Origin of the sequence: Tenacibaculum adriaticum (assembly GCF_008124875.1) — a bacterium.
In the GTDB taxonomy this organism is placed as follows: domain Bacteria; phylum Bacteroidota; class Bacteroidia; order Flavobacteriales; family Flavobacteriaceae; genus Polaribacter; species Polaribacter adriaticus.
This window is the reverse complement of the sequence record NZ_VNIA01000003.1, coordinates 431,967-457,747: the sequence shown is the minus strand read 5'-3', so window position 1 is coordinate 457,747 and position 25,781 is coordinate 431,967. Positions and strand designations below refer to the sequence as shown.

Here is a 25,781-nt window from a genome sequence, read left to right as displayed (position 1 = left end):
TTTGAGTAACTTTAAAAAACATATCGTTTTAAAAACCGAAAACCTTTCAGTAGGTTATCAGCAAAAGAAGCAAGATAAAGTTGTTGCTAAAAACATCAATGTATCCATTGAAAAAGGAAAATTTGTTGCGCTGTTAGGTAAAAATGGTGTGGGTAAATCTACTTTGTTACGAACCTTATCCAAAGTTCAAAAACCTATAAGTGGTAGTGTTTACATCAATAAGAAAAAATTATCTACTTATACGAATCAGGAATTAGCAACTTTACTCAGCTTGGTTCTTACAGAGCGTTTACCTGTAAGTCAGTTAACTGTTTTTGAACTCATCGCTCTAGGAAGACAGCCTTATACCAACTGGATCGATACATTATCTGAAAAAGACATCGAGAAAATACATTGGGCAATTCAACTTACCGAAATTGAACATTTAAAAGATCGTCGATTTTATGAATTAAGTGACGGACAATTACAACGTGTTCTCATTGCTCGCGCATTGGCGCAAGATACCGAAATTATTATTTTAGATGAACCTACAGCTCATTTAGACATTCATCATACTTTTAAAGTGTTTTCGTTATTGAAAAACTTAGTGGAAACTACTGGAAAAACCATCGTCATTTCTACACATGAAGTAAATTTAGCTATTCAATTAGCCGATGAATTTATTTTATTGTCAGATGATGATACAGTTTACAATGGTACTTCCGAAGAATTGATCAATCAAGATGCATTTTCTACGCTTTTCCCTAAAGAACTCATCAGTTTTAACAAAAACTTGCAACAATTTATCATCAATAAAATTTAAATTTGACTTCGTGTAACTTTTCGTTACTTTTGAATACTTAAAAATAAACAGCCCTTAATGAAAAAATTATTATACTCGGCTTGTGCATTGGCTTTTATCGCCTGCGGATCAAGCAAAGATGCATCTAAAGAAAACGATGCAAATGTAGATCAAGCTAAAAAATACGCAGAAACAATTACTGCGAAAGATTTAGGAAAACACTTATTTACGTATGCTTCAGATGAATTTGAAGGAAGAAATACAGGTGAACCTGGTCAGAAAAAAGCAGTAGAATATTTAAAGAATTTTTACATAAGTCAAGGTATTGCTTCACCATTAGGAGGAAATGATTATTTTCAAGAAGTTCCTTCAGAGTACTTAAGTAACAACCGTCGTGGTATGAAGCTAAAAGATTCTGAAAACGTAGTTGCTTTCATTAAAGGAAGTGAAAAGCCAGATGAAATTGTGGTTATTTCTGCCCATTTAGATCACGAAGGAATTAAAGATGGAAAAATTTATAATGGTGCTGATGATGATGGTTCTGGTACTGTGGCTATTTTAGAAATTGCAGAGGCATTTAAAAAAGCTACAGATGCCGGTAAAGGACCAAAACGTTCTATTTTATTCTTACACGTAACAGGAGAAGAAAAAGGATTATTAGGGTCTAAATATTATACCGAAAACCCTATTTTCCCATTAGCAAATACGGTTACTGATTTGAACATTGATATGGTGGGTCGTATAGACGATCGTCATAAAGAAAATCCTAATTATGTATATTTAATTGGAGCTGACAAATTAAGTACAGAGTTGCACAACTTATCGGAAGCGGTAAACAAGAAGTACATGAACATCGATTTAGACTATAAATACAACGATGAGAACGACCCAAACCGTTTTTACTACCGTTCAGACCATTATAACTTTGCAAAGCATAACATTCCTATTATTTTCTATTTTAACGGAACGCATGCCGATTATCACCAACCAACGGATACACCAGATAAAATTAACTACGATTTGTTAGAAAACAGAAGTCGTTTGGTGTTTTATACTGCTTGGGAAATTGCAAACAGAGATGCTCGTTTAGTGGTTGATAAACCTGTAGCAGAAAAAAAATAATTGTTTCGTACTGAAACGAAAACAAAAATAATTTATTGAACCCTCACCTCTGGTGAGGGTTTTTAATTTCATTAGCTTTTTAAGCTATAAAAAGTGGGTAAAATAACCAAAATGTTCTCATATCCGGGAATATAAGCCGATAAAACAATATATTTGTTAGCATATAACCAGTTAGGCAACATTTCCCAACACAAGGAAATTTTAGTAATATTTAAACAAACTTCATTTCTTTTAGACTTGTAAAAAAAATGATAATAAACTGAAATTAAGTAACTTTGAGAAAGAATAGAATTTAAAAAGCCTATGAGTACACCTTTTAGCTCTGAAAAAATAATAACACATAAAATAAATGAAGCTGAATTAAGTACTTTTTTAGTCGGTTTTGATATTAATGATAACGGAGAAATTGAATACCGTTCTAAACCATTGATTGAGAAATTATCTCACGTAATTTATGAATTCGCTTTTGGATTTCACGATGGAGAAGTAACTGAAAATAATGAAATTCTAAGCAAGTTAACAGAAGCGGCAAAATCAATTTATAAAATAGATGCTTTTCAAAAGGTAAAAGATATCTACGACAATGATGGCTCAATAGATGATGACCTCGAAGATAAATATTTAAGGAGAGGAGAATTTGGAGAACTAATTTTGCATCTACTTTTAAGGGATTTTCATAATTCCATACCATTACTATCGAAAATTTATTTCAAAGATTCTTTTGGTCATACAGTACACGGGTTTGATGCGATTCATATTGAAAAAGATTCTAAAACATTGTGGTTAGGAGAGTCAAAATTATATAAAAATGGAAAAGCTGGAATTAAAGCGTTAATTCAGGATATTGACGAGCATTTTAAAAGTGACTATTTAAATTCAGAATTTCTAATAGTTTCTAAAAAACTCAAACATTTTGACAACATTCCAGAAAAGGAATATTGGTTAGACTTAATGAGTAAATCATCAAAACTTATTGACCAACTTGATTCGATTAACATACCTCTATTGTGCACGTATGACTGTGACCTCTTCAATAAATATTCAGATGAAAATTGTCAAGATTTCATAAAAGAATATTTAGCAGAAATGAATGAATTAAAACAATATTTTGATGATAATAATAAGCATCCTTTAAAAACAAAATTAAATATTATTTTAATTCTGTTTCCTGTTCAAAATAAAGTGGAATTAGTAAAAGGACTACACAATAAGTTGTCTCTACTTCAAAAATTAGGAGAATGATTGAAGAACTACTTTTAGAAATTCAGAACAAAGAAAAATTTGATTTTGAGGAAACTTTCGAGGTTTATAAAGAATGTTCTCGATTAATTATTGACGACGAAACTTCTGCTCAAAAAATAATAGTGAATATTCTTGAAGAGAAAGAAAAATTTGAACCTGCATTAAACAATGTACTTACAGACTTAATCGAAGCGGTCGGGTTTTACCCATATTTGGCTAAAGAAAATTTACAGCTAGATTCTACAGATTCACTCATACGTCAGGTTTATCACCATTCCGACAACTTGGATAAATTTCTACACGAAGACCAAAAGCATCTTTTATCACTTTTAAATTCAGAAAAAAATGTTGTAGTTAGTGCGCCTACAAGTTTTGGTAAAAGTCTATTAATCGAAGAATTTGTAGCATCAGATAAATTCAAAAATATAATAATAATTCAACCTACACTAGCTTTACTTGATGAGACCAGACGTAAATTGAAAAAATACGATGAGAAATACAAAATAATTGTTCGCACCTCACAAGAGCCATCATCAGAAAAAGGAAACATCTATTTATTTACAGCCGAGAGAGTTAATGAATACAAGGAGTTTCCGCATATAGATTTTATTATTATAGATGAGTTTTATAAACTTAGCTCACAAAGAGATGATGAAAGAGCTGATTCATTAAACAATGCACTACACTATATATTAAAGACTTTTAATAGCAAATTTTATTTATTAGGTCCAAATATCGATAATATTTCAGAGGGCTTTGTCGAGAAATATAATGCTGTTTTTTACAAAACTAAATCTTCGCTTGTTGATGTCAAAACGATAGATATATATTCAAAACATAAAGAGAAGTTTGACAAGCCTCGAAAATTTAAAGAATATAAAGAAAAAATTCTTTTTGATTTGCTTCTAGAGCACAAAAACAATCAATCTATTATTTATTGTTCATCCCCAAATAGAGTAAGATATTTATCGAACGAATTCTGCTCATATTTAACCGACAAACTTCAAGATAATCAGAATAATGATTTTGACATTATCCAATGGATAAATGAAAATATTTCAAAAGATTGGAGTTTAATTAAATTGCTTCAAAACAAAATTGGAATTCACGATGGTGCGTTACAAAAACATATAACATCTACAATTATTGATTACTTTAATAAAGGAGAATTGAACTATCTTTTTTGCACTACAACAATTATTGAAGGTGTAAACACGAGCGCTAAAAACATAATATTTTTCGATAAAACAAAAGGACTTAATACGCTCATTGATTATTTTGACTATTCTAACATTAAAGGACGTGCAGGTAGATTAATGATACATTATACTGGAACGATTTTCAATTTTAATCCTGTTCCCCCTAATGAACAAGTAATTATTGATATTCCTTTTTATGAACAAAATCCAATCTCTGATGAAGTATTGATAAACTTGGAGGAGGATGAAGTTAAAAACCTTGATTCGGAACAATATGAAAGAATCAAACAAATTCCAACTGTTGAAAAAGAAATAATTAAAAGAAATGGCGTTCAAGTTAATGGCCAAAGAAATATAATAGAAACCATTAGAGAAGATATCAATACCAAATATGACCTAATAACTTGGACGAGAAACCCAAATTATGCACAACTCAATTATTGTCTAAACCTTGGATGGAAATTCTTAATGAAAAAAGGGGAATCAAAATCTCTTGGCATTGGAAGATTAGTTAATAAAACATTTAATTATGGCCTTCATCAAAGTCTTGGTCGCTTAATAAATTCAGATATTGGATACATAATTGAGTGTGTAGAATATTACAATCAACACAAAGAAAATATTACTGATGAAGTAATTAAGAATAAATTTTCTTTTGGTAAACGATATAATGATAAATTCGAATTAGAAATTATGGAAGAAGTTATAATGACGAACTTCCAAATTCAAAAGCACTGGTTTCAGTATAAAATACCAAAATGGTTATCTGTAATAAATTCGATTCAAGAATTTGTATGTAATGAAAAAGGCATTAGAGCAGGAAATTATAGTTTCTACACTAATCTAATTGAAAATGAATTTCTAAGAGAAAACCTCACTATTTTATCGGAATTTGGAATTCCAAGTTCTGCAATTCGTAAATTAGAGAAGTTAATACCAGAAAATATGCTACAAGATGATGTAATTAAATCGATTAGAAAAAATAGGTTATATGAGAATTCAGATTTCCTTGAATATGAAAGAAATAAGTTGAAAGAAACATAATAAAAAACGTTGCCTAACAACGTATATAGCTCATAGCTAATTAGTTGCTTAATCAAAGTTAAGGCATTTTTGGGAAGTCTCCAAATTTTTAAATTTGACGATTTCAAAGAAAAAAGATAAATAGTGAAATTTAAAAATCTGGCTTGTGCTTAATTCGAAAATATTTTTCTAATTTGCACGCTACGAGCCATATACAAGACCGTTGTAACACATTATGAAAAACACGATTGGAATTTTAATAATTACTCTCATTTTGACTTTTAGTTGTTCTGCACAAAACGACTGGAAACTGATTGAAAAAACTATTTCGGAATTAAAATCTGAATCACCGAATCACGAAGGTGCAATTTTAAATTCATATTCGATTAAAGACCTTGATAAAGACGGAATTTATGAAATTATTGAATCTAACAATCGAATAGAATCAACTGCAATTGGTTTCTTGAATATTGAACTATCTGCTGCTTTTGATTTTGACAAAATATATGTTCTGAATGACAAACAATATGTGGAATCGAAATCGGACATAGGTTTTTTTCTGCAAAATAAAATTTCACAATATGAGCTTTGGAAACGACTAATATTAAACCCTGAAAACCTAAATTCAGATAGTAAAATATTAGTAAATGAAAATCGAGAGTCTTTCCTAAAAGAAATTAATTGGATTTTAAAAAACATTAATGAAAAAAGCCGAAAGTAACGTGTTACAACACCGTATAAAAATAATAGGAACATTATTAATTATAATTTTAATATCCCAAATAGGGCTTAGTCAAGACTATCAATCTGAATTTAAAAATTACTATCATACTAATGATACAATTAACCAATTGAAAGTTTTAACCAAATGGGAATCAGTTAACCCAAAAGATGCTGAACTTTTCACTAGCTACTTTAATTATCATTTTATGAAATCAAGACAAGAAATTGTTTCATTGTCTACAGACAAACCTTATGGTGAAAGTCTTGTTTTAAAAGATAGTTTAAACCAAACAGCAGGTTTTTTAGGAAGTCAAATCTACTATGACCAAACAGAATTAAAAAAAAGTTTTGAAAAAATTGACAAAGGAATTGAGCTTTTTCCGAATAGACTTGATATGAGATTTGGAAAAATATATGCTTTAGGACAAGTAAAAGATTGGGATAATTTTACTTCTGAAATAATTAAAACAATTAAATATTCCTCAGTGAATAAAAATAATTGGACTTGGACAAATAATAAAAAAAGAGACGTAGTAGATGATAACTTTCTACTTGACATCCAAGATTATCAATTACAATTATATAATACTAGAAATGATGACTTACTTGAGAATATGAGAGAAATTGCTAGTGAAATTTTAAAATATTATCCAAAACACATTCCAAGTTTATCTAATATTTCGATCACATATTTACTATCAGGTAAATATGACAAGGCAATTGAATATTTATTAAAAGCTGAAAAATTAAACCCAAAAGATTGTATAGTTCTTTCAAATATTGCTCAAGGTTACAAATTAAAAGGTGACAAGAAAAAAGCTATTGAATATTACGAAAAGACTGTTGAATTTGGCAATGAACAAGCTAAAGTTTTTTGCAAAACAGCAAATAACTGAACTAAAAAAATAAAACCAACTACCTACAATACTACTTGTAATCTATTACAGTAGATTTTATAAGCTGTACTTCTCTCTTATTCAACAACTTTACGCTAAGACAGAAAAGTAAGATGAACATTTTACGAAACGTATCGTAACCGAGAAGTTAAGTCTTAAAACAAATAAACATCTTTTTATTGCTAGTTATTTTTTAGCTTTGCGAGAATGAAAATCATACAAAACGCAAACAAACTACTTATAATTTTTCTTATTATTTTATTTGTGGTAAATATAATACAAGGGTATACCACAGATCTTATAGCCGATGAAGCTTATTATTGGGTGTATAGTAACTTTTTAGATTGGGGCTATTTTGATCATCCTCCTATGGTTGCTGTTTGGATAACCATTTCAAAACTATTCTTTTCTAGTGGAGAATTAAGCGTTCGTTTTTTTTCTGCAATAACATTATCTGTTACATTTTATTTAGTTTGGTTCTTAATTCAACATCCAAAGAAAAAAGAATACACGTGGTTGTTTATCCTTATTGTATTAACTACTTCTTTGTTTAATGTATATGGTTTTATTACTGTACCCGATGCTCCTTTGTTGTTTTTTATGGCAATTTTTTTAATAGGATATCAAAAATACTTGAAAGATAAATCATTATTAAGCTATAGTGTTTTAGCCCTATCAATGGCTGGCATGATGTATAGTAAATACCAAGCTGCGTTAATCATAATCTTTGTAATTTTATCTAATTTAAAATTATTAAAAGATTACAAATTATGGATAACTACGCTGGTTGCCATTCTACTTTTTTCTCCACACTTGTATTGGCAATACGCTAACGATTATCCATCGTTTAAATATCATTTATTGGAAAGAAAAGAAAACTCTATTTATCATTTTCGTTATACCTATATGCATTTTATAAACATGATTGCTATAATAGGATTTACATTTCCTATCGTTTATAAAGCGTTATTTAAAAACCTTAAAACCAAAGATTATTTTCAAAGAGCATTGAATTTTATTGTAATGGGATTTATTATTTTTTTCTTTATATCCTCCTTTAAAGGAAGCACACAAGCTCAATGGGTAGTTCCTATTTCTATTTCCTTAATTATAATTCCTTTTAATTATCTTATAGAAAATCCTAGAAGTAGAAAATCATTTTTATGGTTAGCGGGTGTTACCTTAGTTATAACTACTTTTTTACGCTTTGCAATGGCTAATGATGGGATGCTTCCTCGTCAGTTTGATATGCATGGAAATAAAAAATGGGTTGCCAAACTAGATAAAAAATTAGATGGTAAAAAACCTTTATTTTTAAATTCTTATCAAAACACATCAATCTATTGGTTTTATTCAGGTAAAAAATCATACCAATACAATTCTTGGAGTAGTCGAAAAAATCAGTATGATTTGCTAGATTACAATAATGGTTTTGCTTTTGACGAAATGATTAAAATTGAATATTCAAAAGAAAGATACACCACAGACTCACTGATTAAAAGAAACAAAGGCAAACTTTTTTTATCAAAAATAAAAAATTATAAAAAAGAGAATATTTTATTAGAAATTGTTGAGACTCCAATAATCAAGAAAAATCAACTTAATCATTTTAAAGTAGTGGTTCAAAACCCTAATCACATAGATTTGAACACAGTAGACTTTTATATTATTTTGAAAGATAAAAATAAAATAACTCTGAAGACTGCTGATAAAAATGATAACCCTAGAAAAGCAGAAGCTATTAAAGCAGAATTATTTAATGGTTCTATTAACTTTTTGTTACCTAATTTTGAAAATAAATTTACCCCTGAATTTATTCAAATTATTGGAAAAGCGAATAAGGAAACAAAGCCTGTAAGAATGAGTTCAATCGTAAACTGCAATTTTAAGAACGAATAATAAATCTTAAAAACTGTCCCTCTTTTTTCTAAGCTAGCTTTTCTTTGAATATTTTCTGGTGAAAAAATTTGAATATTTTATAAAATAAAAATCCTGTCAAAACTCCAAATAAATAACCAGAAAAAACATCTAACGGATAATGTACTCCTAAGTAGATTCTACTAAAACCAAATACTAACGGAAATAAAATCATAAAAAAAATAAACTTGTAATACCTATGCAGAAATAAAATAGTAAACGTAGTAAAGGCGGTAGATGAAAAAGCATGCCCAGACCAAAAGCTATACCCCCTAGGCTTATAAGAAAGCTGTCTTAAATACGCTCTAATTTCAGGTGCATTACAAGGACGTGGTCTTGCTACAAGACCTTTAACTAAATTAGTAAACTGATCTGAAAAAGCAACTAAAACAGTTATAAATAACATTATAAATAAGGTTTTTTTTACTCCAAATTTTAACCCAATCAACACTAAAACAACGACAAATAACGGAACCCAATTAAATTGATTAGTGATACCTAACCACATTGCATCCCAATGTTCACTTCCTAGGTTGTTAAGATAAATAAGTACTTCTTTATCTTTTGATATAATATTTTCTAAAAAACTATTTTCCAACTTTTATTACTTCTATTTCAAAAATTAATTCTGTATTTGGCTCTATTAATGGTGGTCTTCCAATACTTCCATATCCCAAATAACTAGGAATAAATAGTCTTGATTTCTCCCCTTCTCTCATCATTTTTGCTCCTTCTTTCCACCCTGCTATTAGAGGATCTTTATTTAAGGTAAACGTAAAAGGCTCTCCTTTATCTATAGAAGAGTTTATCTTATTACCATTTGTGTCGTACAATGTATAGTGTACAGTAGTTGGTAAAGCTGGATTAACTTTTTTGCCTTCTCCTTTTTGTAGTTGAAGAATTTTTAAACCCGAATTTGTTTTGATAGCATTATCAATTCCCATTTTCTGTTTAAACAACTCTTTTGCTATTTCCAGCTTTTTTTCACGCTCAATTTTGCGCTCTTTACTGTTCGCTATTTCCTTTAAGAAAACACTAGGAGCATCAAAGTTTTCTGCTTCATCACCAATTCTAATTATAGCTACTTTTTTGATATAATCATTTTGTCTGATGCTATCAACAACCGATTGGCCTAGATGAACTTTACCAAAAACTGAGTGTTTACCATCTAACCATGGTGTTTCTTTATGTGTAATAAAAAACTGGCTAGAATTTGTTGATGGTCCAGAATTCGCCATCGACAATACTCCTGCTCCATCATGTTTATATATCAATTTACCTTCATTATTTAAAGGGAATTCATCATCAAATTGGTAACCTGCATTTCCTCTTCCAGTTCCTGTAGGATCACCCCCTTGAATCATAAAATTTTTAATTACACGGTGAAATTTTGTACCGTCGTAGAAAGGTTTACCTTGCAATGAATCAGCTAACTTCGGATTGTCTCCCTCAGCTAAAGAAACAAAATTTGCTACCGTCATAGGAACCTCAACATCGTGTAGTTTAACTAAAATGTCTCCACGATTGGTTTGTATATCTGCATACAAACCATTTCCTAAATCAGGATATTTTAATGTTTTGCATGCAGACAATACAAGTGTAAAAACAATTAATAATTTAATTGATTTCATCATACTTTATTTCACTTCTAATAATTCTACTTCAAAAACTAAAGCAGAAAAAGGCTTGATTTGTGCTCCTCTTTGTTGAGCTCCATATGCTAAATCTTGAGGTATAAAAAATTTATATTTTGCTCCTGGATTCATTAACTGTAACCCTTCTGTCCAACCTTTAATAACTTGAGATACTCCAAATTCTGCTGGTTCTTTTCTATCTACAGAACTATCAAAAACGGTACCGTCTAATAGTGTACCGTGGTAATGAACTTTAACTTTATCAGTCGCTTTTGGCGATGCTCCTTTACCTTCTTTTAAAACAATGTATTGCAAACCACTTTCCGTTGTTTGAACTCCTGGTTTTATTTTATTTTCAGCTAAGAAATCTTCTCCTGCTTTTTTATTCTCTCCAAATTTTTCCTCAGCTTGCTTTGCCATTTCCTCTTGCTTCTTCTTCATCATTTCTTGACGCTTTTTTTGGAAGTAAGTATCTAATACTTTCTTAACATCTTTTGATGGAATTAATAAGTTTGAAGAGTCTTGACCATTTAAATAACCTTGTACAAATAAATCAGCATCTACTTCTTCTGCATTTACCTTCATTTGTTCTGCCATGTTTAAACCTAAAGCATAGCTTACAGAATCTATTTCTGTAGCTAAAGAGCTTTTTGTTTTTAATTGACTGTTACATGATACTACTGTTAATCCTAAAGCCGCTACAGCTATTAATTTACTTATTTTCATTTGTTTTTTGTTTTATTTTTATTAATGTTAAAGTACTTTTTAAGGGTTGATTGATTCCGATTTTATTACCATCTCCTACTACACCATAAGCTCTATACGACGGAACGATAAAAGTAACTGTTTCTCCTTCTTTCATTAATTTTATTCCGTCTTGTAAACCAGGGATAAAATCTTCTTTATCTACTTTATAAGTTCTTTCTTGTTTTGCGTAAATAGGGTTTCCATTTACATCTTGAATGGTGTATTGAATGGTTACCAAATCATTCTCTTTTGGCACAACATGATTTATAGTATCTTTTTGGATAAAGGTATACCAAAATCCGTTAGAAGAACTTTTATACTGATGAAGAGTATCTTGAGAAATTAAATACTCAATTCGTTTGTTTTCTAACTCGTTTAGTTTTTTATTTTGGTCTAAAACCTCTTTATAAAAATTGGTTGTAGAATGTTGCTTAGGTTTTCTTACTTTGGGTTCTTTGCAAGAAAACAACAATACTAATCCTGTTAATATATATATACTACGCTTCATACGAGGTCTCTAATTCTTGTTGATAATTAGATAATAACGATACAAACTTTTGAATAGTATTTTCCATCGTCTCTTCTGATTTTCCTCCAGCAGCATTATCATGACCTCCTCCGTGAAAATAATTACGTGCAAATTGATTTACAGAGAATTTACCTTTAGATCGGAACGATATTTTAATAATACCTTGCTCTTTATCTTCAATAAAAATAGCAGCAAAAACAATATTTTTAAGTGAAAGTGCATAATTTACAACACCTTCTGTATCTCCTTTTTCGTAATTAAACTTCTCTTTCTCTTCGTTAGACAAAGTTATAAAAGCTGTTTTATACTCAGGCAGCACTTTCATATTACTTAATGCTTGTCCTAATAACAACAATCGGTTATACGAGTTTGCATCATATATATTACTATGAATTCTATCATTTTTTGCTCCTTTATCTATTAAATCGGCAATGATTTTGTGGGTTTTACTGGTTGTAGATCTAAAGCGGAACGAACCTGTATCTGTCATAATTCCTACATACAAACAGGTTGCAATGTTTTCATCAATTAGATCAACATCTCCCATCATTTTTATAAAATTATAGACCATTTCACAGGTTGAAGACATTGTGGTGTCTGAATACATATATTTAAAATCATCTGGTTGTTGATGATGATCTATCAACGCAAAATCATTCTCATATTTTTCTAAGGTATTTTGCATATCTCCTCCTACTCTATGCAATGCATTAAAATCTAGTAAAAAGATAATTTCTGACTTCTCTAATGCTTTTATACATTGATTATTCTGACGATCAAATCGGTATACAGTTTCCGAACCTGGAACCCAATGTAAAAAATCTGGGTATTCGTTAGGCATTAACACTTGCGTAGTATGCCCTTTTTTATCTAAATAATGTTTTAAACCTAAAGTAGAACCTATTGCATCTCCATCGGGATTTCTATGCCCAATCACTACAATATTTCTTGGTACATTTAAATAAACCTTTAAGTCTTCAATGTTTTTTAAAATCATAAGTGGCGAATATACAATATAATTAAAAAAATGTGTAATTTCGCGCCGATTTTGTGTAAGAAGCTACACAAGAAAATGTAAATATAGAAAATACAAAGTAATGGCAACAAATAGAACTTTTACAATGATTAAACCAGATGCTGTAGAAAACGGACATACTGGTGCTATTTTAGAAAAAATTAACGCTGCAGGATTTAGAATTGTAGCAATGAAAAAAACTCAAATGACGAAGCGTGATGCTGAATCTTTTTATGGTGTTCATAGCGAGCGTCCGTTTTTTGGTGAGTTAGTTGAGTTTATGACTCGTGGACCTATTATTTCTGCAATTTTAGAAAAAGACAATGCTGTTGAAGATTTTAGAACATTAATTGGTGCTACAAATCCAGCTGAGGCTGCTGAAGGAACTATTCGTAAAATGTTTGCTACTTCTATCGGTGAAAACGCAGTACATGGTTCAGATTCTGATGAAAATGCTGCTATCGAAGGAGCTTTCCATTTTTCTGGTAGAGAAATGTTTTAATAAAAAAACAAACCTCTTTTTAAGGTTTCGTTAAATATATTTAAAAATCTGGAGAGTTATACTCTTCAGATTTTTTTTATTCTTTAACTAACCAAAAACGCCCCACAATTGTGAGACGTTTTTAATATATCTAACTAAAAATTAATTGTACTCTTTAAGCTTTTAAAACTTCTGCTACTTTATCAGCTGCTTCTTGGAACTCAGTTGCTGAGATAATTTCCATTCCGCTGTTGTCAATTAATTCTTTTGCTTCTTTAGCGTTTGTTCCTTGTAAACGTGCAATAATTGGCACATTAATTTTATCACCCATATTTTTATAAGCATCTACAATACCTTGAGCAACACGATCACAACGAACAATTCCTCCAAAAATATTTACTAAAATTGCTTTTACATTTGGGTCTTTTAAAATAATCCCGAAAGCCGTTTCTACACGCTGTGCATCTGCAGTACCACCAACATCTAAAAAGTTAGCTGGCTCTCCACCTGCCTGTTTAATTAAATCCATAGTTCCCATTGCTAAACCAGCTCCGTTTACCATACATCCTACATTACCGTCTAAATCAACATAGTTTAAGCCAGCTTCATTAGCTTCTACTTCAATTGGGTTTTCCTCACGTAAATCACGCATTGCTGCATAATCTTTATGACGAAATAATGCGTTGTCATCTAAGGTAACTTTAGCATCTACTGCCATAATCTTATCGTCTGAAGTTTTTAACACTGGGTTAATTTCAAACATTGAAGAATCTGATTTGATGTATGCTGTATATAAAGCAGTAACAAACTTTACCATTTCTTTTAATGCTCCACCAGACAATCCTAAATTAAAGGCAATCTTACGAGCTTGAAAAGGTAATAATCCTAAAGTAGGATCAATCTCTTCTGTAAAAATTAAATGTGGAGTTTCTTCTGCTACTGTTTCAATATCCATTCCTCCTTCAGTAGAATACATAACCATGTTTCTACCTGTTGCACGGTTTAATAAAACCGACATATAATATTCGTCTGGCTCATTTTCACCTGGATAATATACATCCTCAGCAATTAAAACCTGATTTACTAATTTTCCTTCTGCTGAAGTTTGAGGCGTAATTAACATCATTCCTAAAATATCATTAGAAATGCTTTTTACCTCATCTAAGTTTTTAGCCAATTTAACACCACCACCTTTACCACGACCACCTGCGTGAACTTGTGCTTTAATTACGTGCCAACCTGTACCCGTTTCTTTAGTTAATTTTTTTGCTGCTGCTACAGCTTCTTCTGGAGTATTTGCAACAATTCCGCGTTGAATTCTAACACCAAAACTGCTTAAAATTTCTTTACCTTGATATTCGTGTAAGTTCATTCGATATGAATTTTTAAAGTCGAACAAAAATACAAATTCAAACCAAACTATAACCTTTTTGCACATTAAAATATCATTATTTTGAACGTTCTTTTTCAATATTTTTTAGATTTCATTAAAAAACATTAAAAAAACTGACTATTAACACTCACTCTCCATGAGGAACTCAAACAATTACTTTTATTCTTAACGCGTTAAAAAAATGTTAACAGTCGTCACAAAAAATATTTTAAGAGGTCTTTACATTAATTAACACGATTTTAAGACTTATCTATTTATTTGATAGATAATTTAGCACCATCAAACAACCAAAAAATGCGAAAACCTGTTTTATTACTACTCGTTTCAGCTTTGTTTAGCAGCAATATTTTTGCCCAATTAAACAAAAACAGAAAAAAAATTTCAACTACAAGAGTAACAAAAGCACCAAAAATTGACGGAAATCTTACCGACGAAGCGTGGAAAAATGCTGAAATAGCTACTAATTTTTTTGAAATGAGACCCGATAATGGTAAACCAGCTAATAAAGATTACAAAACCGAAGTAAAGGTAGTATATGATGATGATGCTATATACATAAGCGCTATGTTGTCTGATCCGCATCCTAATAAAATTCCGATGGAATTTTCTAACAGGGATAATATTGGTCAAGCAGATTTTTTCTTAGTCACTATAAACCCAAATGACGATGGTCAAAACCCTTTTGAATTTATAGTGCAAAGCACAGGAAACCAAGCCGATGCTAAAGTGTCTAACGGAAATGAAGATTTTAACTGGAGTGCTGTTTGGGATAGTGGGGTTAAAGTAACCGATAAAGGTTGGTCTGTTGAAATGAAAATACCGTATAGAGCATTACGTTTTGCAAATGAAGATGTACAATCTTGGGGATTCAATTTTCATAGAAAATTAAACAATTTAAATTCTCAATACACTTGGAATAATATTGATAACACCAAAGGTAACTGGACCCAATACGACGGTCTAATTGAAAATTTCAGAAACATTTCTCCTCCTACTCGTTTAAATTTATACCCTTATGCTTCTGCAACAACCAAAACTTATAATGGAGAAACAGATTTCGCTTGGAGTGCAGGTATGGATGTTAAGTATGGTTTATCAGAAAACTTCACGTTAGATGCTACTTTAATTCCAGATTTTAGTCAAGCAGGTTTTGATAATGTCGAATTAAACTTAGGTCCTTTCGAACAACAGTTTTCAGAACAACGTCAGTTTTTTACAGAAGGAACAGAGTTATTTACTAAAGGAAACTTATTTTATTCTCGAAGAATTGGTGGTTATCCTGTCGATCAATTTGATGTTGAAAGTCAATTAACCACAGATGAAGAGATTTCGGAATATCCTGAAAAAGTTAATATGATTAATGCCGTTAAAATTTCTGGCCGAACTAAAAGTGGTTTAGGTATTGGTTTTTTTAATGCTATTACAGAAGAAACTGAAGCTACCATTACAGATACAATTACAAAAAGTACTAGAAAGCTTGTTACAAATCCATTTTCTAACTATAACATTTTAGTTTTAGACCAACAATTCAACCAAAATTCAGCCCTTACTTTAATCAATACTAATGTTACCAGAGATGGCCATTTTAGAGATGCCAATACAACAGGTTTATTATGGCATGTAGAAGATAAAAAAAGCACCTATAATATAGATGGCTCATTTAAAACCACTCATATTCGAGATGACATAGACAACCCAACACCTGGTTATGCCTTCGATACAAGTATTGGAAAACACGGTGGAAATTGGAGAGGCGAAATAGGATATAATTTTGAAAATAAAGATTATAACCCAAATGATATGGGTATTTTATTCAGTAATAATGAACAAACTATTTATGGTTTTGTTGGATATAGATTACTAAAGCCAAAAGGAATTTTTAATAACTATGGGATAGACTGGTATTACAATGTAAACTTTCAACACAAATCTGGTATTTATACTGGAACTAACTCGGGTTTGTCTTTTTGGTCACAAACCAAAAAACGATTTGGGTTCGGGGCTAACTTAAATTACTCTTCAGAAAGAAAAGACTTTTTTGAACCTCGTCAAGGAACTACAAGTGGTATTTATTTTGAAAGACCAATGAGAGTAAATGTAAATCATTGGGGTTCTACCGATTATCGTAAAAAATTTGCTATCGATTATGATTGGTATTATAACTTTTACAAAAATCATCCTTTAGAAGGTTATGGTTTTGGTGTATCACCTAGATATCGTTTTAGCAATCAATTTTCTTTAGTATATGGCTTTAACTATGGTAAAAACAATAATGATCAAGGGTATATAGATGAAATCGATGAAGATGATATAGCTGATAATGCTGCTCTAGCTCCTTACTTAGACTATATTGTTTTTGGTGAACGAGACAGAACATCATACAACAACACTGTTTCTGGAAAATATAGTTTCAGCATAAAATCATCTTTATCACTAACTTTTCGCCATAACTGGACTAAAGTTTTATATGATGACCAATATTATAGGTTACAAAACAATGGAAGTTTAGCTGACTTTAATTATAGTGGAACTGACAACGTTAATTTTAATAGCTGGAATTTAGATTTAAATTATGTTTGGCAGTTTGCTCCTGGCAGCCAATTAATTGCTTTTTACAGAAATTCTATAAATCCAGATTCTGATTATGCTCCGGCAGATATTAGCTATGCTGAAAATTTAGATAAACTTTTTAAAGAAGAAATGGAACATACGTTTTCATTACGCGTAGTCTACTTTATAGATTACAACCGATTAAAAAATGTTTTTTAATCATTACTAACTACTATTTACCCTAGAAATCAGATTAACTAAAATTAATCTGATTTCTTTTTTATACTTTCGCCTTACTCAAATGAAATTATGATTGTTGCAAAAAACATCCACAAATATTACGGAGAAGTTGAAATTTTAAAAGGCGTTAATCTTCATATTAAAAAAGGAGAAATTGTAGCTATTGTTGGTCCGTCAGGAGCAGGAAAAACAACTTTACTACAAATTCTTGGAACGTTAGATAAACCTCAAAAAGAACAAAACTACGAATTGTATGTAGATGGAATTTCAATCAAAAATTTATCCGATAAAGAAGTTTCTGCCTTTCGTAATCAACATATCGGATTCATCTTTCAATTTCATCAATTATTACCAGAATTTACCGCTTTGGAAAATGTATGTATTCCTGCTTTTATTGGAGGAAAAGGTAAATCGGAAACCGAAACAAGAGCTAAAGAATTATTAGACTTTCTTGGATTGTCACACAGAATTAATCATAAACCCAATGAACTTTCTGGTGGGGAACAACAACGTGTTGCTGTTGCAAGAGCATTAATTAACAAACCTTCAGTTATTTTTGCGGATGAACCTTCTGGAAATTTAGATTCTGCTTCTGCAAAAAATTTGCATGAATTGTTTTTTAAACTTCGTGATGAATTTGGTCAAACATTTGTATTGGTAACTCATAACAAAGAACTTGCAGAAATGGCAGACAGAACATTAACGATGAAAGACGGGGTAATTGTTGATTAATGAAAAAAGAAGAACTTAAGGAATTCCTAGATAAAAAGGCTTCATTATATGAAAACTCGAAGTTTATAGAGAGTGACCCTATTCAAATTCCGCATCAATTTAGTTTAAAAGAAGACATTGAAATTGCAGGTTTTTTAGCTGCAACGATTGCTTGGGGAAAAAGAGGAATGATTATTAACAATGCTTCAAAAATGATGGCGTTAATGGGTAATTCTCCTTATGATTTTGTTTTAAATCATTCAGAAGATGATTTAGCCAATTTTGAAGGATTTGTACACAGAACTTTTAATACTGATGATTTTAAATTCTTTATACAATCTCTAAAAAACATCTATCAAAATCATAGTGGATTGGAAGAGTTACTACAAATCAAAGATGGTTCTGATAACTACAAAACTTCCATCCATAACTTTAAAAAAGTATTTTTTGAAATTCCGCATTCACCAAGAACACAAAAACATGTTTCCGACCCAGTAAAAGGATCTGCATCAAAACGTATTAATATGTATTTACGTTGGATGGTTCGCAACAATAAAAAAGGAGTAGATTTCGGAATTTGGAAAACCCATAATACAGCACATTTACATTGTCCGTTAGATGTGCACACAGGAAATGTAGCCCGAAAGTTAACCATTCTTAATCGAAAACAAAACGATTGGAAAGCGATCCAAGAACTGGATATAACCTTACGAGAATTCGACAAAAAAGACCCTGTTAAATATGATTTCGCCTTATTTGGACTTGGTGTTTTTGAAAAGTTTTAACAGCTTTTTAACCTTCTTTTTACCTACTTTAGTAATCTTTAATTAATTAAAAACCAATGAAAAAACTACTTTTTGCATTCTTTATATGCTTTTCTGTATCCATTTTTGCCCAAGACGTAAGAATTCCTATAGATACCACCGTAGTAACTCAAGGCTCGGTAATTATAAAAGGAAAACGTATAAACTACAATGCACAAACAGGAATGCAACCTGTATTTGACGATAATGGAAATACCAAAGCTACTTTATACTATACGTATTATTACAGAACCGATGTTCCGAATAGAATAAATCGTCCGTTAATTATGTCGTTTAACGGCGGTCCAGGATCAGCTTCTGTTTGGATGCATATTGCCTATACAGGACCAAAAATTTTAAAGATTGATGACGAAGGAAATCCTATTCAACCTTACGGAATTAAAGACAATGATTATTCAGTATTAGATATGGCTGATATTGTTTTTATTAATCCTGTTAATACTGGGTATTCGCGTCCTGTGGTAAAAAAAGACGAAAAGGTTGACAAAAAATATTTCTTTGGCGTAAATGCTGATGCCAAATACCTAGCCGATTGGTTAACTACATTTATGACACGTAACAACCGTTGGTTATCTCCCAAATATATTATTGGCGAAAGCTATGGCGGAACGCGTGTTATGCAATTGTCTCACGAATTACAAAGCCGACAATGGATGTATTTAAATGGTGTAATTATGGTTTCTCCAGCCGATTATAAAATTATTCGAACAGGCGGATCGGAAGATTTAGCTCTAAATTTACCTTACTTTACAGCTACAGCTTGGTATCACAAAATGCTACCTAAAGATCTTCAAGAAAAAGATTTAGAACAAATTTTACCTGAAGCTGAACTTTTTGCTGTTAATGAATTATTGCCAGCCATATCTAAAGGTGGTTTTATTTCCGAAGATGAAAAAAATCGTATCGCAGAAAAAATGGCTCGTTATTCTGGAATTAAAAAGGAAATTATTTTACGACAAAATTTAGAAATGCCTCCAAGTTTTTTTTGGAAAGAATTATTACGTGATGTTAACGGAAAAACCATTGGCCGTTTAGACAGTCGTTATTTAGGTATAGACCGTCAAGAAGTAGGCACAAGACCAGACTACAACCCAGAGTTAAATTCTTGGTTACACTCTTTTACACCTGCAATTAACTATTATACACAAAATGTTTTAAACTTTAAAACAGACGTTAAGTATAATATGTTTGGCGCAGTTCATCCTTGGAGTTTTGAGAATGAAAACGCGCGTGAAAATCTACGTAAAGCCATGGCTCAAAATCCGTATTTACAAGTATTAGTTCAGTCGGGTTATTATGATGGTGCTACTACTTATTCGGTTGCTAAATATACCATGAGAAAAATTGACCCAAGTGGAAAAATGAAAGATCGAATGAGTTTTAAAGGATATAGAAGTGGACATATGATGTACCTACGAAAGGAAGACCTTAAAAAAGCTAATGAAGATTTGCGTCAGTTCATAAAAAAGAGCTCTGAAAGTATTGGCGCTGCTAAATATTAAAAAATAAAACCTCTCGATATTCGGGAGGTTTTATTTTGCTATTAAATCACAATACCAAAAACTAGTATCATAATTTTTAACTTCCTCTTTAGACGAAGATTGATGACAATTATCTGAATCATTATCATGCAATGTGTATGATTTCAACAACTTATCACCTATTTCAAAGTCAATTGGCTTTTTAAAGATAGGTCCGTCATAACAAAACGTATGAAACTCACCATTTTCTCCACATACATCAACATCTTCTGGTAACTCGTTTATAAAATCTTCATCTATAATTCTTCCTACAAACTCTTTTCCTAACTTTTTAGCATTTACACAAACCGTAATTGTTTTAAAACCTAAAGACAAAAACTCTTGCAATAGTGCTTTGGTATCTTGCTTCCAAAGTGGATACACTCCTTTAATGCCTACTTCTTGTAGTTTAGTATCTCTATAATTTCTTAAATCTTCTAAAAAAATATCTCCAAAAATTCCGTTTACAAGTCCGTTTTCTTTTAATTCAGAAGTTTTCTCCTTCATTTTTTTATTGTACAAATCCATAGTTACATTGGCAGGAAACTCTATTTTCTCTAAAGGAATACCAATACTTTTAGCTTGAGCATCTAACAAACTTTCATGTAAACCGTGCATAGAAACACGCTGGAAATCTTTGTTAACATTGGTTATTAACTTTTGAACTTCATATTCTTTTTCTAGTAAAATTTTATACAGTGCTAGAGAAGAATCTTTTCCAGAACTCCAGTTAAAATAGGCTTTTTTCATAGCAACAAAATTGCATAAAAAAATCCTGTATAAAACAGGATTTTTATTTTATTTCGTCATTGCAAATAAAGTAAAACAAACTTAATAATCAATAACAGATTACTTCAGTAATCTTCGTAATAACGTTAACTTAATTTTGTGTTATTTTCTTTTTTTGATTTAAAGGAACAGGTCTTTCTTGTTTCACAACCGGAGTTCCATGTAAATCAAAATCACCGGCATCATGAATTTTAATATCTATAAATTCACCTAGTTTAATATAATACTTAGTTGCATCTACAATTACATCGTTATCTACATCTGGTGAGTCAAATTCAGTTCTTCCGTAGTAAAACTCTCCATCTTTTCTATCAAACAAACAACGGAAAGTTTTACCAATTTTCTCCTGATTTAATTCCCATGAAATCTGACTTTGAACTTCCATGATTTCATTCACTCTTCTAAACTTTACGTCCGCAGGAACATCATCTTCTAAAACATAAGCTCCTGTATTTTCTTCGTGCGAGTACTCAAAAGCTCCTAAACGCTCAAAACGCATCTCCTCTACCCAATCTTTTAACTCTTCAAATTGCGCTTCGGTTTCTCCAGGGTAACCAACAATTAACGTTGTTCTAATTGCCATATTAGGTACCGCTTCACGAAATTTATGAATTAACGCTGTTGTTTTTTCATGCGTTGTACCACGTTTCATCGATTTCAAAATCTCTGTATTGATGTGCTGTAGCGGAATATCTAAGTAATTACAAACTTTAGGTTCGTTTTTCATTACCTCTAACACATCCATTGGAAAACCAGATGGAAATGCATAGTGCAAACGAATCCACTCTATTCCATCAACCTTAACCAATTCTTTTAACAAATCTGCTAATGCGCGCTTTTTATAGATATCTAATCCGTAATAGGTTAAATCTTGTGCGATTAACATTAGCTCTTTAATCCCTTTTTCTGCTAGCTTAGTCGCTTCAATAACTATTTCTTCAATCGGGGTAGACTTGTGTTTTCCACGCATTAATGGAATAGCACAAAACGAACACGGACGATCACATCCTTCGGCAATTTTTAAATACGCATAATGATCTGGTGTTGTAGTTAAACGCTCACCAATCAATTCATGCTTATAATCTGCCTCTAAAACTTTTAATAAATTCGGTAAATCATGCGTACCAAAATATTGATCTACATTGGTAATTTCAGCCTCTAAATCGGGTTTGTAACGCTCACTTAAACAACCTGATACAAAAACCTTATCAACTTCTCCTCTTTCTTTTTTTTGTGCGTAGTGTAAAATAGTATCTATCGATTCTTCTTTAGCTTTACCAATAAATCCGCAAGTATTAATAACCACAATATTTCCTTCATCATTCTCATCTTCATGAACAACATCTTTACCATTGGCTTTTAATTGCCCCATTAACACTTCTGAGTCATATACATTCTTGCTACAACCCAACGTTACCACATTGATTTTGTTCTTTTTAAGTGATTTTGTACGCATATCTAAATTTTGGACTGCAAAGATACATTTTAATTAAACCTTTCTTGTATTTTGTAGTCTTAAAATAAAACTAAACCAGATGAAAAATTCATTAATATTTTTTTTAAGCTTTATTTTATTATTCTTTTATAATTGCTCATCAACTCCTAATGAAAATCCTATCCTAGAAGAAGAAACACCTGAAGAACTCTACTTTCCTCCTATCAATTCCAATAGTTGGGAAACTAAAACTATTGCTGAACTTGGCTGGAACGAAAGTCAATTACTACCTTTGTTAGACTTTTTAGAAGAGAAAAACACTAAAAGTTTTATGATACTTCATAACGGAAAAATTGTTGTTGAAGCGTATATGAACGGTCACACCGCAACAGATTCTTGGTACTGGGCAAGTGCAGGTAAAACATTAACTTCAACTTTAACAGGAATTGCGCAAGATGAAGGTTTACTAAACATTAACAACAAAGTTTCTGATTATTTAGGTACGGGTTGGACGAGTGCTCCTTTGGAAAAAGAAAACCTGATAACCTGTAAACATTTGTTATCTATGAATTCCGGATTAGACGATTCTTTAGGAGAAAGTGTTGAACCACAAGATTTACAATATTTGGCAGATGCTGGTACACGTTGGGCATACGATAATGTGTATGTAAAACTACAAGATGTGATTGCTAAAGCCAGTAATAGTACTTACGACAGTTATTTTAACACCAAACTAAAAGATAGAATTGGTATGAGTGGGCTTTGGACTAATTTGGGTGATTTACGCGTGTATTTTAGTAATACACGTAGTATGGCTCGTTTCGGATTATTAATCTCTGCCAATGGAAAATGGAATGATACTCAAATTGTTTCTGAAAGTTTTTTAAATGAAGCTACTAATGCTTCTCAAAATATTAATGAGGCTTATGGTTACTTATGGTGGTTAAACGGAAAAAGTAGTTATCATTTACCGCAAAGTCAGTTAGAATTTCCAGGAGAATTGATACCGAACGCTCCTCAAGACATGTTTGCTGCTTTGGGTAAAAATGACCAAAAAATTTATGTAGTGCCTAGTAAAAAACTGGTAGTAATACGTATGGGTGATGTAGCCGATGAAGAAAATTTTGCCCTATCTAGTTTTGATAATGAATTGTGGGGTGAGATTAATAACTTGATTAACTAAATTTGGTTTGATTCTTAACTTTTAAACAACTAACTTCGTTAGTGGATGATATCTATCATGAAATGATGGATATCTTAATTCGTTGTGCTTCATTAATCGAGACGCAGTCAAAATGGAAATAATTTAGAAAAATGGAATTTGAATTAATAGTACGAGGAAATGAATATGGAATTCAATTGAATGTTACTAAATTTCCTTTATTCTGTCCTTCTTGTAGAAATTATTTGACTAAAATTTACGAACATAATGGTTCACGATATGGTCAAGTTGGATTTATCAAATGTGATTGCGGAGAAACTTTAAGTTTAACTGATAGTGATAATATGATAGAATATATAAATATTCATGTCAGAAAACTAAAAGAGGTTTTGGATTTTAAAAAGTTATTTCAAATGGAAGAAAAACATTTTGAAAAATTAAAAACCGACTTTGGGTATAATATTTACGAAAAGCATTTGAATGAAAAAATTGAATTGAATAGTTTGATTTTAAATATTGAGAATCATCTTGGAGAAAAAATATCACCAATGGAAACTGAATTTCCAGCGACAATCGGAATTAAAAAATGGATTGGATTAATGAAAAAATAACGAAAGTACAACACCGTATAAAAATAATTGCGGTTTAGTACTTAAACAAACACGATAGCGAAACATTTTCAAAATAAAACATAAAAAAACTCCCAAAATTGGGAGTCTTTTTATTTATTCTCAGATTCCTGCATTCACGGGAATGACATAGTTTTTTACTTAAAAAATGAATCTACAAACTCGTATTTGTTAAACACCTGTAAGTCGTCTATTCCTTCTCCTACTCCAATATATTTTACGGGTATTTGAAATTGATCAGAAATACCAATAACTACACCACCTTTGGCAGTTCCGTCTAACTTAGTTACTGCTAACGAAGTTACTTCGGTTGCTTTGGTAAATTGTTTAGCTTGCTCAAAGGCATTTTGACCTGTAGAACCATCTAACACCAACAATACATCATGCGGCGCATCTCCCACTACTTTTTGCATTACACGTTTAATCTTGGTTAACTCATTCATTAAATTAACCTTGTTATGTAAACGCCCCGCAGTGTCGATGATAATAACATCTGCATTTTGATTTACGCCAGATTTAAGCGTATCATACGCTACAGAAGCAGGATCTGATCCCATTTCTTGTCTTACAATTGGCACCTCTACTCTATCTGCCCAAACTTGTAACTGATCTATTGCTGCAGCCCTAAATGTATCTGCTGCTCCTAAAACAACTTTTAAACCTTTCTTTTTGAATTGACTTGCTAATTTACCTATCGTAGTTGTTTTACCAACTCCGTTTACTCCAACTACCATTAATACGTAGGGTTTTTTGTTTTCTGGAATCGTAAACTCTGTTTCATCTCCTGAATTGGTTTCTGAAAGTAATGCGGCAATTTCTTCTCTAAGAATTTGATTTAATTCTTCTGTTCCTAAATACTTATCGCGAGCAACTCTTTCTTCAATTCTATCAATAATTTTTAAGGTAGTATCTACACCCACATCCGAAGAAACTAAAACTTCTTCTAAATTATCTAAAACATCATCATCTACTTTTGCTTTACCTGCAACTGCTTTTGATAATTTATTTAAAAAAGTCGTTTTTGTTTTTTCTAAACCTTTGTCTAAGGTTTCTTTTTTCTCTTTAGAGAATATATTTTTAAAAAAACTCATGTGTAAATGTTATAATCGGTTTGGTTTACGTTAAAAATTGTACCACACTTTATATTGTAGCCAAATTGTCATTTAACGATTACATTTCGCGTTAGGGATTGTAGCGACATCCTTTTTAAACTTATAAA

Annotated in this window: 23 protein-coding genes; 14 read left to right on the top strand and 9 right to left on the bottom strand. The window is 31.1% G+C overall.

The window, feature by feature from the left end; genetic code table 11:
- Nucleotide 1: 1 nt before the first annotated feature.
- The 7 genes from C7447_RS11080 to C7447_RS11050 all read left to right on the top strand — a co-directional run bounded on the left by C7447_RS11080 (nt 2) and on the right by C7447_RS11050 (nt 8,885).
- Nucleotides 2-802, top strand: coding sequence for an ABC transporter ATP-binding protein (locus C7447_RS11080; protein ID WP_148870571.1), 801 nt, complete (start codon nt 2-4; stop codon nt 800-802).
- Nucleotides 803-859: 57 nt separating this feature from the next.
- Entirely contained in the window at nt 860-1,903 is a 1,044-nt protein-coding gene (locus C7447_RS11075) for a M28 family metallopeptidase (RefSeq protein WP_148870570.1), read from the top strand.
- Nucleotides 1,904-2,206: 303 nt separating this feature from the next.
- A complete protein-coding gene (locus tag C7447_RS11070) occupies nt 2,207-3,145 on the top strand; it encodes a HamA C-terminal domain-containing protein (RefSeq protein WP_148870569.1) in 939 nt (312 codons plus the stop codon).
- Entirely contained in the window at nt 3,142-5,388 is a 2,247-nt protein-coding gene (locus tag C7447_RS11065) for a DEAD/DEAH box helicase (protein WP_148870568.1), read from the top strand. The genes C7447_RS11070 and C7447_RS11065 overlap by 4 nt, the downstream gene beginning before the upstream one ends.
- A 214-nt stretch (nt 5,389-5,602) precedes the next feature.
- A complete protein-coding gene (locus tag C7447_RS11060; protein ID WP_148870567.1) occupies nt 5,603-6,088 on the top strand; it encodes a hypothetical protein in 486 nt (161 codons plus the stop codon).
- Nucleotides 6,069-6,986: a tetratricopeptide repeat protein gene (locus C7447_RS11055; protein WP_148870566.1), complete on the top strand. Its 918-nt coding sequence runs from the start codon at nt 6,069-6,071 to the stop codon at nt 6,984-6,986. Before C7447_RS11060 ends, C7447_RS11055 begins: the two co-directional genes overlap by 20 nt.
- A gap of 207 nt (nt 6,987-7,193) precedes the next feature.
- Nucleotides 7,194-8,885 (top strand): ArnT family glycosyltransferase, encoded by a 1,692-nt coding sequence (locus tag C7447_RS11050; protein WP_148870565.1) that lies wholly within the window; start codon nt 7,194-7,196, stop codon nt 8,883-8,885.
- Nucleotides 8,886-8,913: 28 nt separating this feature from the next.
- Here the strand turns inward: C7447_RS11050 and C7447_RS11045 are convergent, their stop codons facing one another.
- From C7447_RS11045 to C7447_RS11025, 5 genes are read right to left on the bottom strand one after another with little or no spacing between them, the layout of a single operon-like run.
- Complete coding sequence (locus C7447_RS11045) at nt 8,914-9,501, bottom strand: phosphatase PAP2 family protein (protein ID WP_246143062.1); 588 nt, start codon at nt 9,499-9,501, stop codon at nt 8,914-8,916.
- Nucleotides 9,491-10,534, bottom strand: coding sequence for a peptidylprolyl isomerase (locus tag C7447_RS11040; RefSeq protein WP_148870667.1), 1,044 nt, complete (start codon nt 10,532-10,534; stop codon nt 9,491-9,493). The genes C7447_RS11045 and C7447_RS11040 overlap by 11 nt, the downstream gene beginning before the upstream one ends.
- 6 nt (nt 10,535-10,540) lie before the next feature.
- Entirely contained in the window at nt 10,541-11,263 is a 723-nt protein-coding gene (locus tag C7447_RS11035) for an FKBP-type peptidyl-prolyl cis-trans isomerase (protein ID WP_148870564.1), read from the bottom strand.
- On the bottom strand, nt 11,250-11,792 hold the full coding sequence (gene gldI, locus C7447_RS11030; RefSeq protein WP_148870563.1) for a gliding motility-associated peptidyl-prolyl isomerase GldI: 543 nt from the start codon (nt 11,790-11,792) through the stop codon (nt 11,250-11,252). The genes C7447_RS11035 and gldI overlap by 14 nt, the downstream gene beginning before the upstream one ends.
- On the bottom strand, nt 11,782-12,810 hold the full coding sequence (locus tag C7447_RS11025; RefSeq protein WP_148870562.1) for a DHH family phosphoesterase: 1,029 nt from the start codon (nt 12,808-12,810) through the stop codon (nt 11,782-11,784). Before C7447_RS11025 ends, gldI begins: the two co-directional genes overlap by 11 nt.
- Before the next feature lie 100 nt (nt 12,811-12,910).
- Between C7447_RS11025 and C7447_RS11020 the strand changes: the two genes are divergently transcribed.
- Nucleotides 12,911-13,330 carry a nucleoside-diphosphate kinase gene (locus C7447_RS11020; protein ID WP_148870561.1) on the top strand — a complete coding sequence of 140 codons (420 nt, stop codon included), beginning with the start codon at nt 12,911-12,913 and terminating at the stop codon, nt 13,328-13,330.
- Nucleotides 13,331-13,484: 154 nt separating this feature from the next.
- Here C7447_RS11020 and sucC read toward each other — a convergent pair whose 3' ends face one another.
- The gene (gene sucC, locus C7447_RS11015; RefSeq protein WP_148870560.1) at nt 13,485-14,681 is read right to left on the bottom strand and encodes an ADP-forming succinate--CoA ligase subunit beta; all 1,197 of its coding nucleotides are present in this window, start codon (nt 14,679-14,681) and stop codon (nt 13,485-13,487) included.
- Nucleotides 14,682-14,996: 315 nt separating this feature from the next.
- Between sucC and C7447_RS11010 the strand changes: the two genes are divergently transcribed.
- The 4 genes from C7447_RS11010 to C7447_RS10995 all read left to right on the top strand — a co-directional run bounded on the left by C7447_RS11010 (nt 14,997) and on the right by C7447_RS10995 (nt 20,529).
- Complete coding sequence (locus C7447_RS11010) at nt 14,997-17,471, top strand: DUF5916 domain-containing protein (protein ID WP_148870559.1); 2,475 nt, start codon at nt 14,997-14,999, stop codon at nt 17,469-17,471.
- Nucleotides 17,472-17,561: 90 nt separating this feature from the next.
- Complete coding sequence (locus C7447_RS11005) at nt 17,562-18,224, top strand: ABC transporter ATP-binding protein (RefSeq protein ID WP_148870558.1); 663 nt, start codon at nt 17,562-17,564, stop codon at nt 18,222-18,224.
- Nucleotides 18,224-18,988 carry a TIGR02757 family protein gene (locus C7447_RS11000; RefSeq protein WP_148870557.1) on the top strand — a complete coding sequence of 255 codons (765 nt, stop codon included), beginning with the start codon at nt 18,224-18,226 and terminating at the stop codon, nt 18,986-18,988. The genes C7447_RS11005 and C7447_RS11000 overlap by 1 nt, the downstream gene beginning before the upstream one ends.
- A 56-nt stretch (nt 18,989-19,044) precedes the next feature.
- The gene (locus C7447_RS10995) at nt 19,045-20,529 is read left to right on the top strand and encodes a S10 family peptidase (RefSeq protein WP_148870556.1); all 1,485 of its coding nucleotides are present in this window, start codon (nt 19,045-19,047) and stop codon (nt 20,527-20,529) included.
- Nucleotides 20,530-20,559: 30 nt separating this feature from the next.
- On the opposite strand, the gene C7447_RS10990 is transcribed toward C7447_RS10995, so the two are convergent.
- Both C7447_RS10990 and rimO read right to left on the bottom strand, forming a co-directional pair.
- Complete coding sequence (locus C7447_RS10990) at nt 20,560-21,297, bottom strand: Dph6-related ATP pyrophosphatase (protein ID WP_148870555.1); 738 nt, start codon at nt 21,295-21,297, stop codon at nt 20,560-20,562.
- A 130-nt stretch (nt 21,298-21,427) separates the two neighbouring features.
- Nucleotides 21,428-22,792: a 30S ribosomal protein S12 methylthiotransferase RimO gene (gene rimO, locus C7447_RS10985; RefSeq protein WP_148870554.1), complete on the bottom strand. Its 1,365-nt coding sequence runs from the start codon at nt 22,790-22,792 to the stop codon at nt 21,428-21,430.
- A 79-nt stretch (nt 22,793-22,871) separates the two neighbouring features.
- Between rimO and C7447_RS10980 the strand changes: the two genes are divergently transcribed.
- Nucleotides 22,872-23,954 carry a serine hydrolase domain-containing protein gene (locus C7447_RS10980; protein ID WP_148870553.1) on the top strand — a complete coding sequence of 361 codons (1,083 nt, stop codon included), beginning with the start codon at nt 22,872-22,874 and terminating at the stop codon, nt 23,952-23,954.
- 131 nt (nt 23,955-24,085) lie between these two features.
- Nucleotides 24,086-24,544 carry a hypothetical protein gene (locus C7447_RS10975; protein WP_148870552.1) on the top strand — a complete coding sequence of 153 codons (459 nt, stop codon included), beginning with the start codon at nt 24,086-24,088 and terminating at the stop codon, nt 24,542-24,544.
- A 155-nt stretch (nt 24,545-24,699) separates the two neighbouring features.
- On the opposite strand, the gene ftsY is transcribed toward C7447_RS10975, so the two are convergent.
- Entirely contained in the window at nt 24,700-25,653 is a 954-nt protein-coding gene (ftsY, locus tag C7447_RS10970) for a signal recognition particle-docking protein FtsY (protein ID WP_148870551.1), read from the bottom strand.
- Between the last annotated feature and the right edge of the window lie 128 nt (nt 25,654-25,781).

Coding starts and splice junctions, on each gene's coding strand:
- C7447_RS10975 (WP_148870552.1), top strand. CDS start 24,086: ATGGAATTTGAATTAATAGTACGAGGAAATGAATATGGAATTCAATTG.
- C7447_RS11040 (WP_148870667.1), bottom strand. CDS start 10,534: ATGAAATCAATTAAATTATTAATTGTTTTTACACTTGTATTGTCTGCA.
- sucC (WP_148870560.1), bottom strand. CDS start 14,681: ATGAACTTACACGAATATCAAGGTAAAGAAATTTTAAGCAGTTTTGGT.
- C7447_RS11020 (WP_148870561.1), top strand. CDS start 12,911: ATGGCAACAAATAGAACTTTTACAATGATTAAACCAGATGCTGTAGAA.
- ftsY (WP_148870551.1), bottom strand. CDS start 25,653: ATGAGTTTTTTTAAAAATATATTCTCTAAAGAGAAAAAAGAAACCTTA.
- C7447_RS11050 (WP_148870565.1), top strand. CDS start 7,194: ATGAAAATCATACAAAACGCAAACAAACTACTTATAATTTTTCTTATT.
- C7447_RS11005 (WP_148870558.1), top strand. CDS start 17,562: ATGATTGTTGCAAAAAACATCCACAAATATTACGGAGAAGTTGAAATT.
- C7447_RS11075 (WP_148870570.1), top strand. CDS start 860: ATGAAAAAATTATTATACTCGGCTTGTGCATTGGCTTTTATCGCCTGC.
- gldI (WP_148870563.1), bottom strand. CDS start 11,792: ATGAAGCGTAGTATATATATATTAACAGGATTAGTATTGTTGTTTTCT.
- C7447_RS10990 (WP_148870555.1), bottom strand. CDS start 21,297: ATGAAAAAAGCCTATTTTAACTGGAGTTCTGGAAAAGATTCTTCTCTA.
- rimO (WP_148870554.1), bottom strand. CDS start 22,792: ATGCGTACAAAATCACTTAAAAAGAACAAAATCAATGTGGTAACGTTG.
- C7447_RS11035 (WP_148870564.1), bottom strand. CDS start 11,263: ATGAAAATAAGTAAATTAATAGCTGTAGCGGCTTTAGGATTAACAGTA.
- C7447_RS11000 (WP_148870557.1), top strand. CDS start 18,224: ATGAAAAAAGAAGAACTTAAGGAATTCCTAGATAAAAAGGCTTCATTA.
- C7447_RS11025 (WP_148870562.1), bottom strand. CDS start 12,810: ATGATTTTAAAAAACATTGAAGACTTAAAGGTTTATTTAAATGTACCA.
- C7447_RS10995 (WP_148870556.1), top strand. CDS start 19,045: ATGAAAAAACTACTTTTTGCATTCTTTATATGCTTTTCTGTATCCATT.
- C7447_RS11055 (WP_148870566.1), top strand. CDS start 6,069: ATGAAAAAAGCCGAAAGTAACGTGTTACAACACCGTATAAAAATAATA.
- C7447_RS11070 (WP_148870569.1), top strand. CDS start 2,207: ATGAGTACACCTTTTAGCTCTGAAAAAATAATAACACATAAAATAAAT.
- C7447_RS11065 (WP_148870568.1), top strand. CDS start 3,142: ATGATTGAAGAACTACTTTTAGAAATTCAGAACAAAGAAAAATTTGAT.
- C7447_RS10980 (WP_148870553.1), top strand. CDS start 22,872: ATGAAAAATTCATTAATATTTTTTTTAAGCTTTATTTTATTATTCTTT.
- C7447_RS11010 (WP_148870559.1), top strand. CDS start 14,997: ATGCGAAAACCTGTTTTATTACTACTCGTTTCAGCTTTGTTTAGCAGC.
- C7447_RS11060 (WP_148870567.1), top strand. CDS start 5,603: ATGAAAAACACGATTGGAATTTTAATAATTACTCTCATTTTGACTTTT.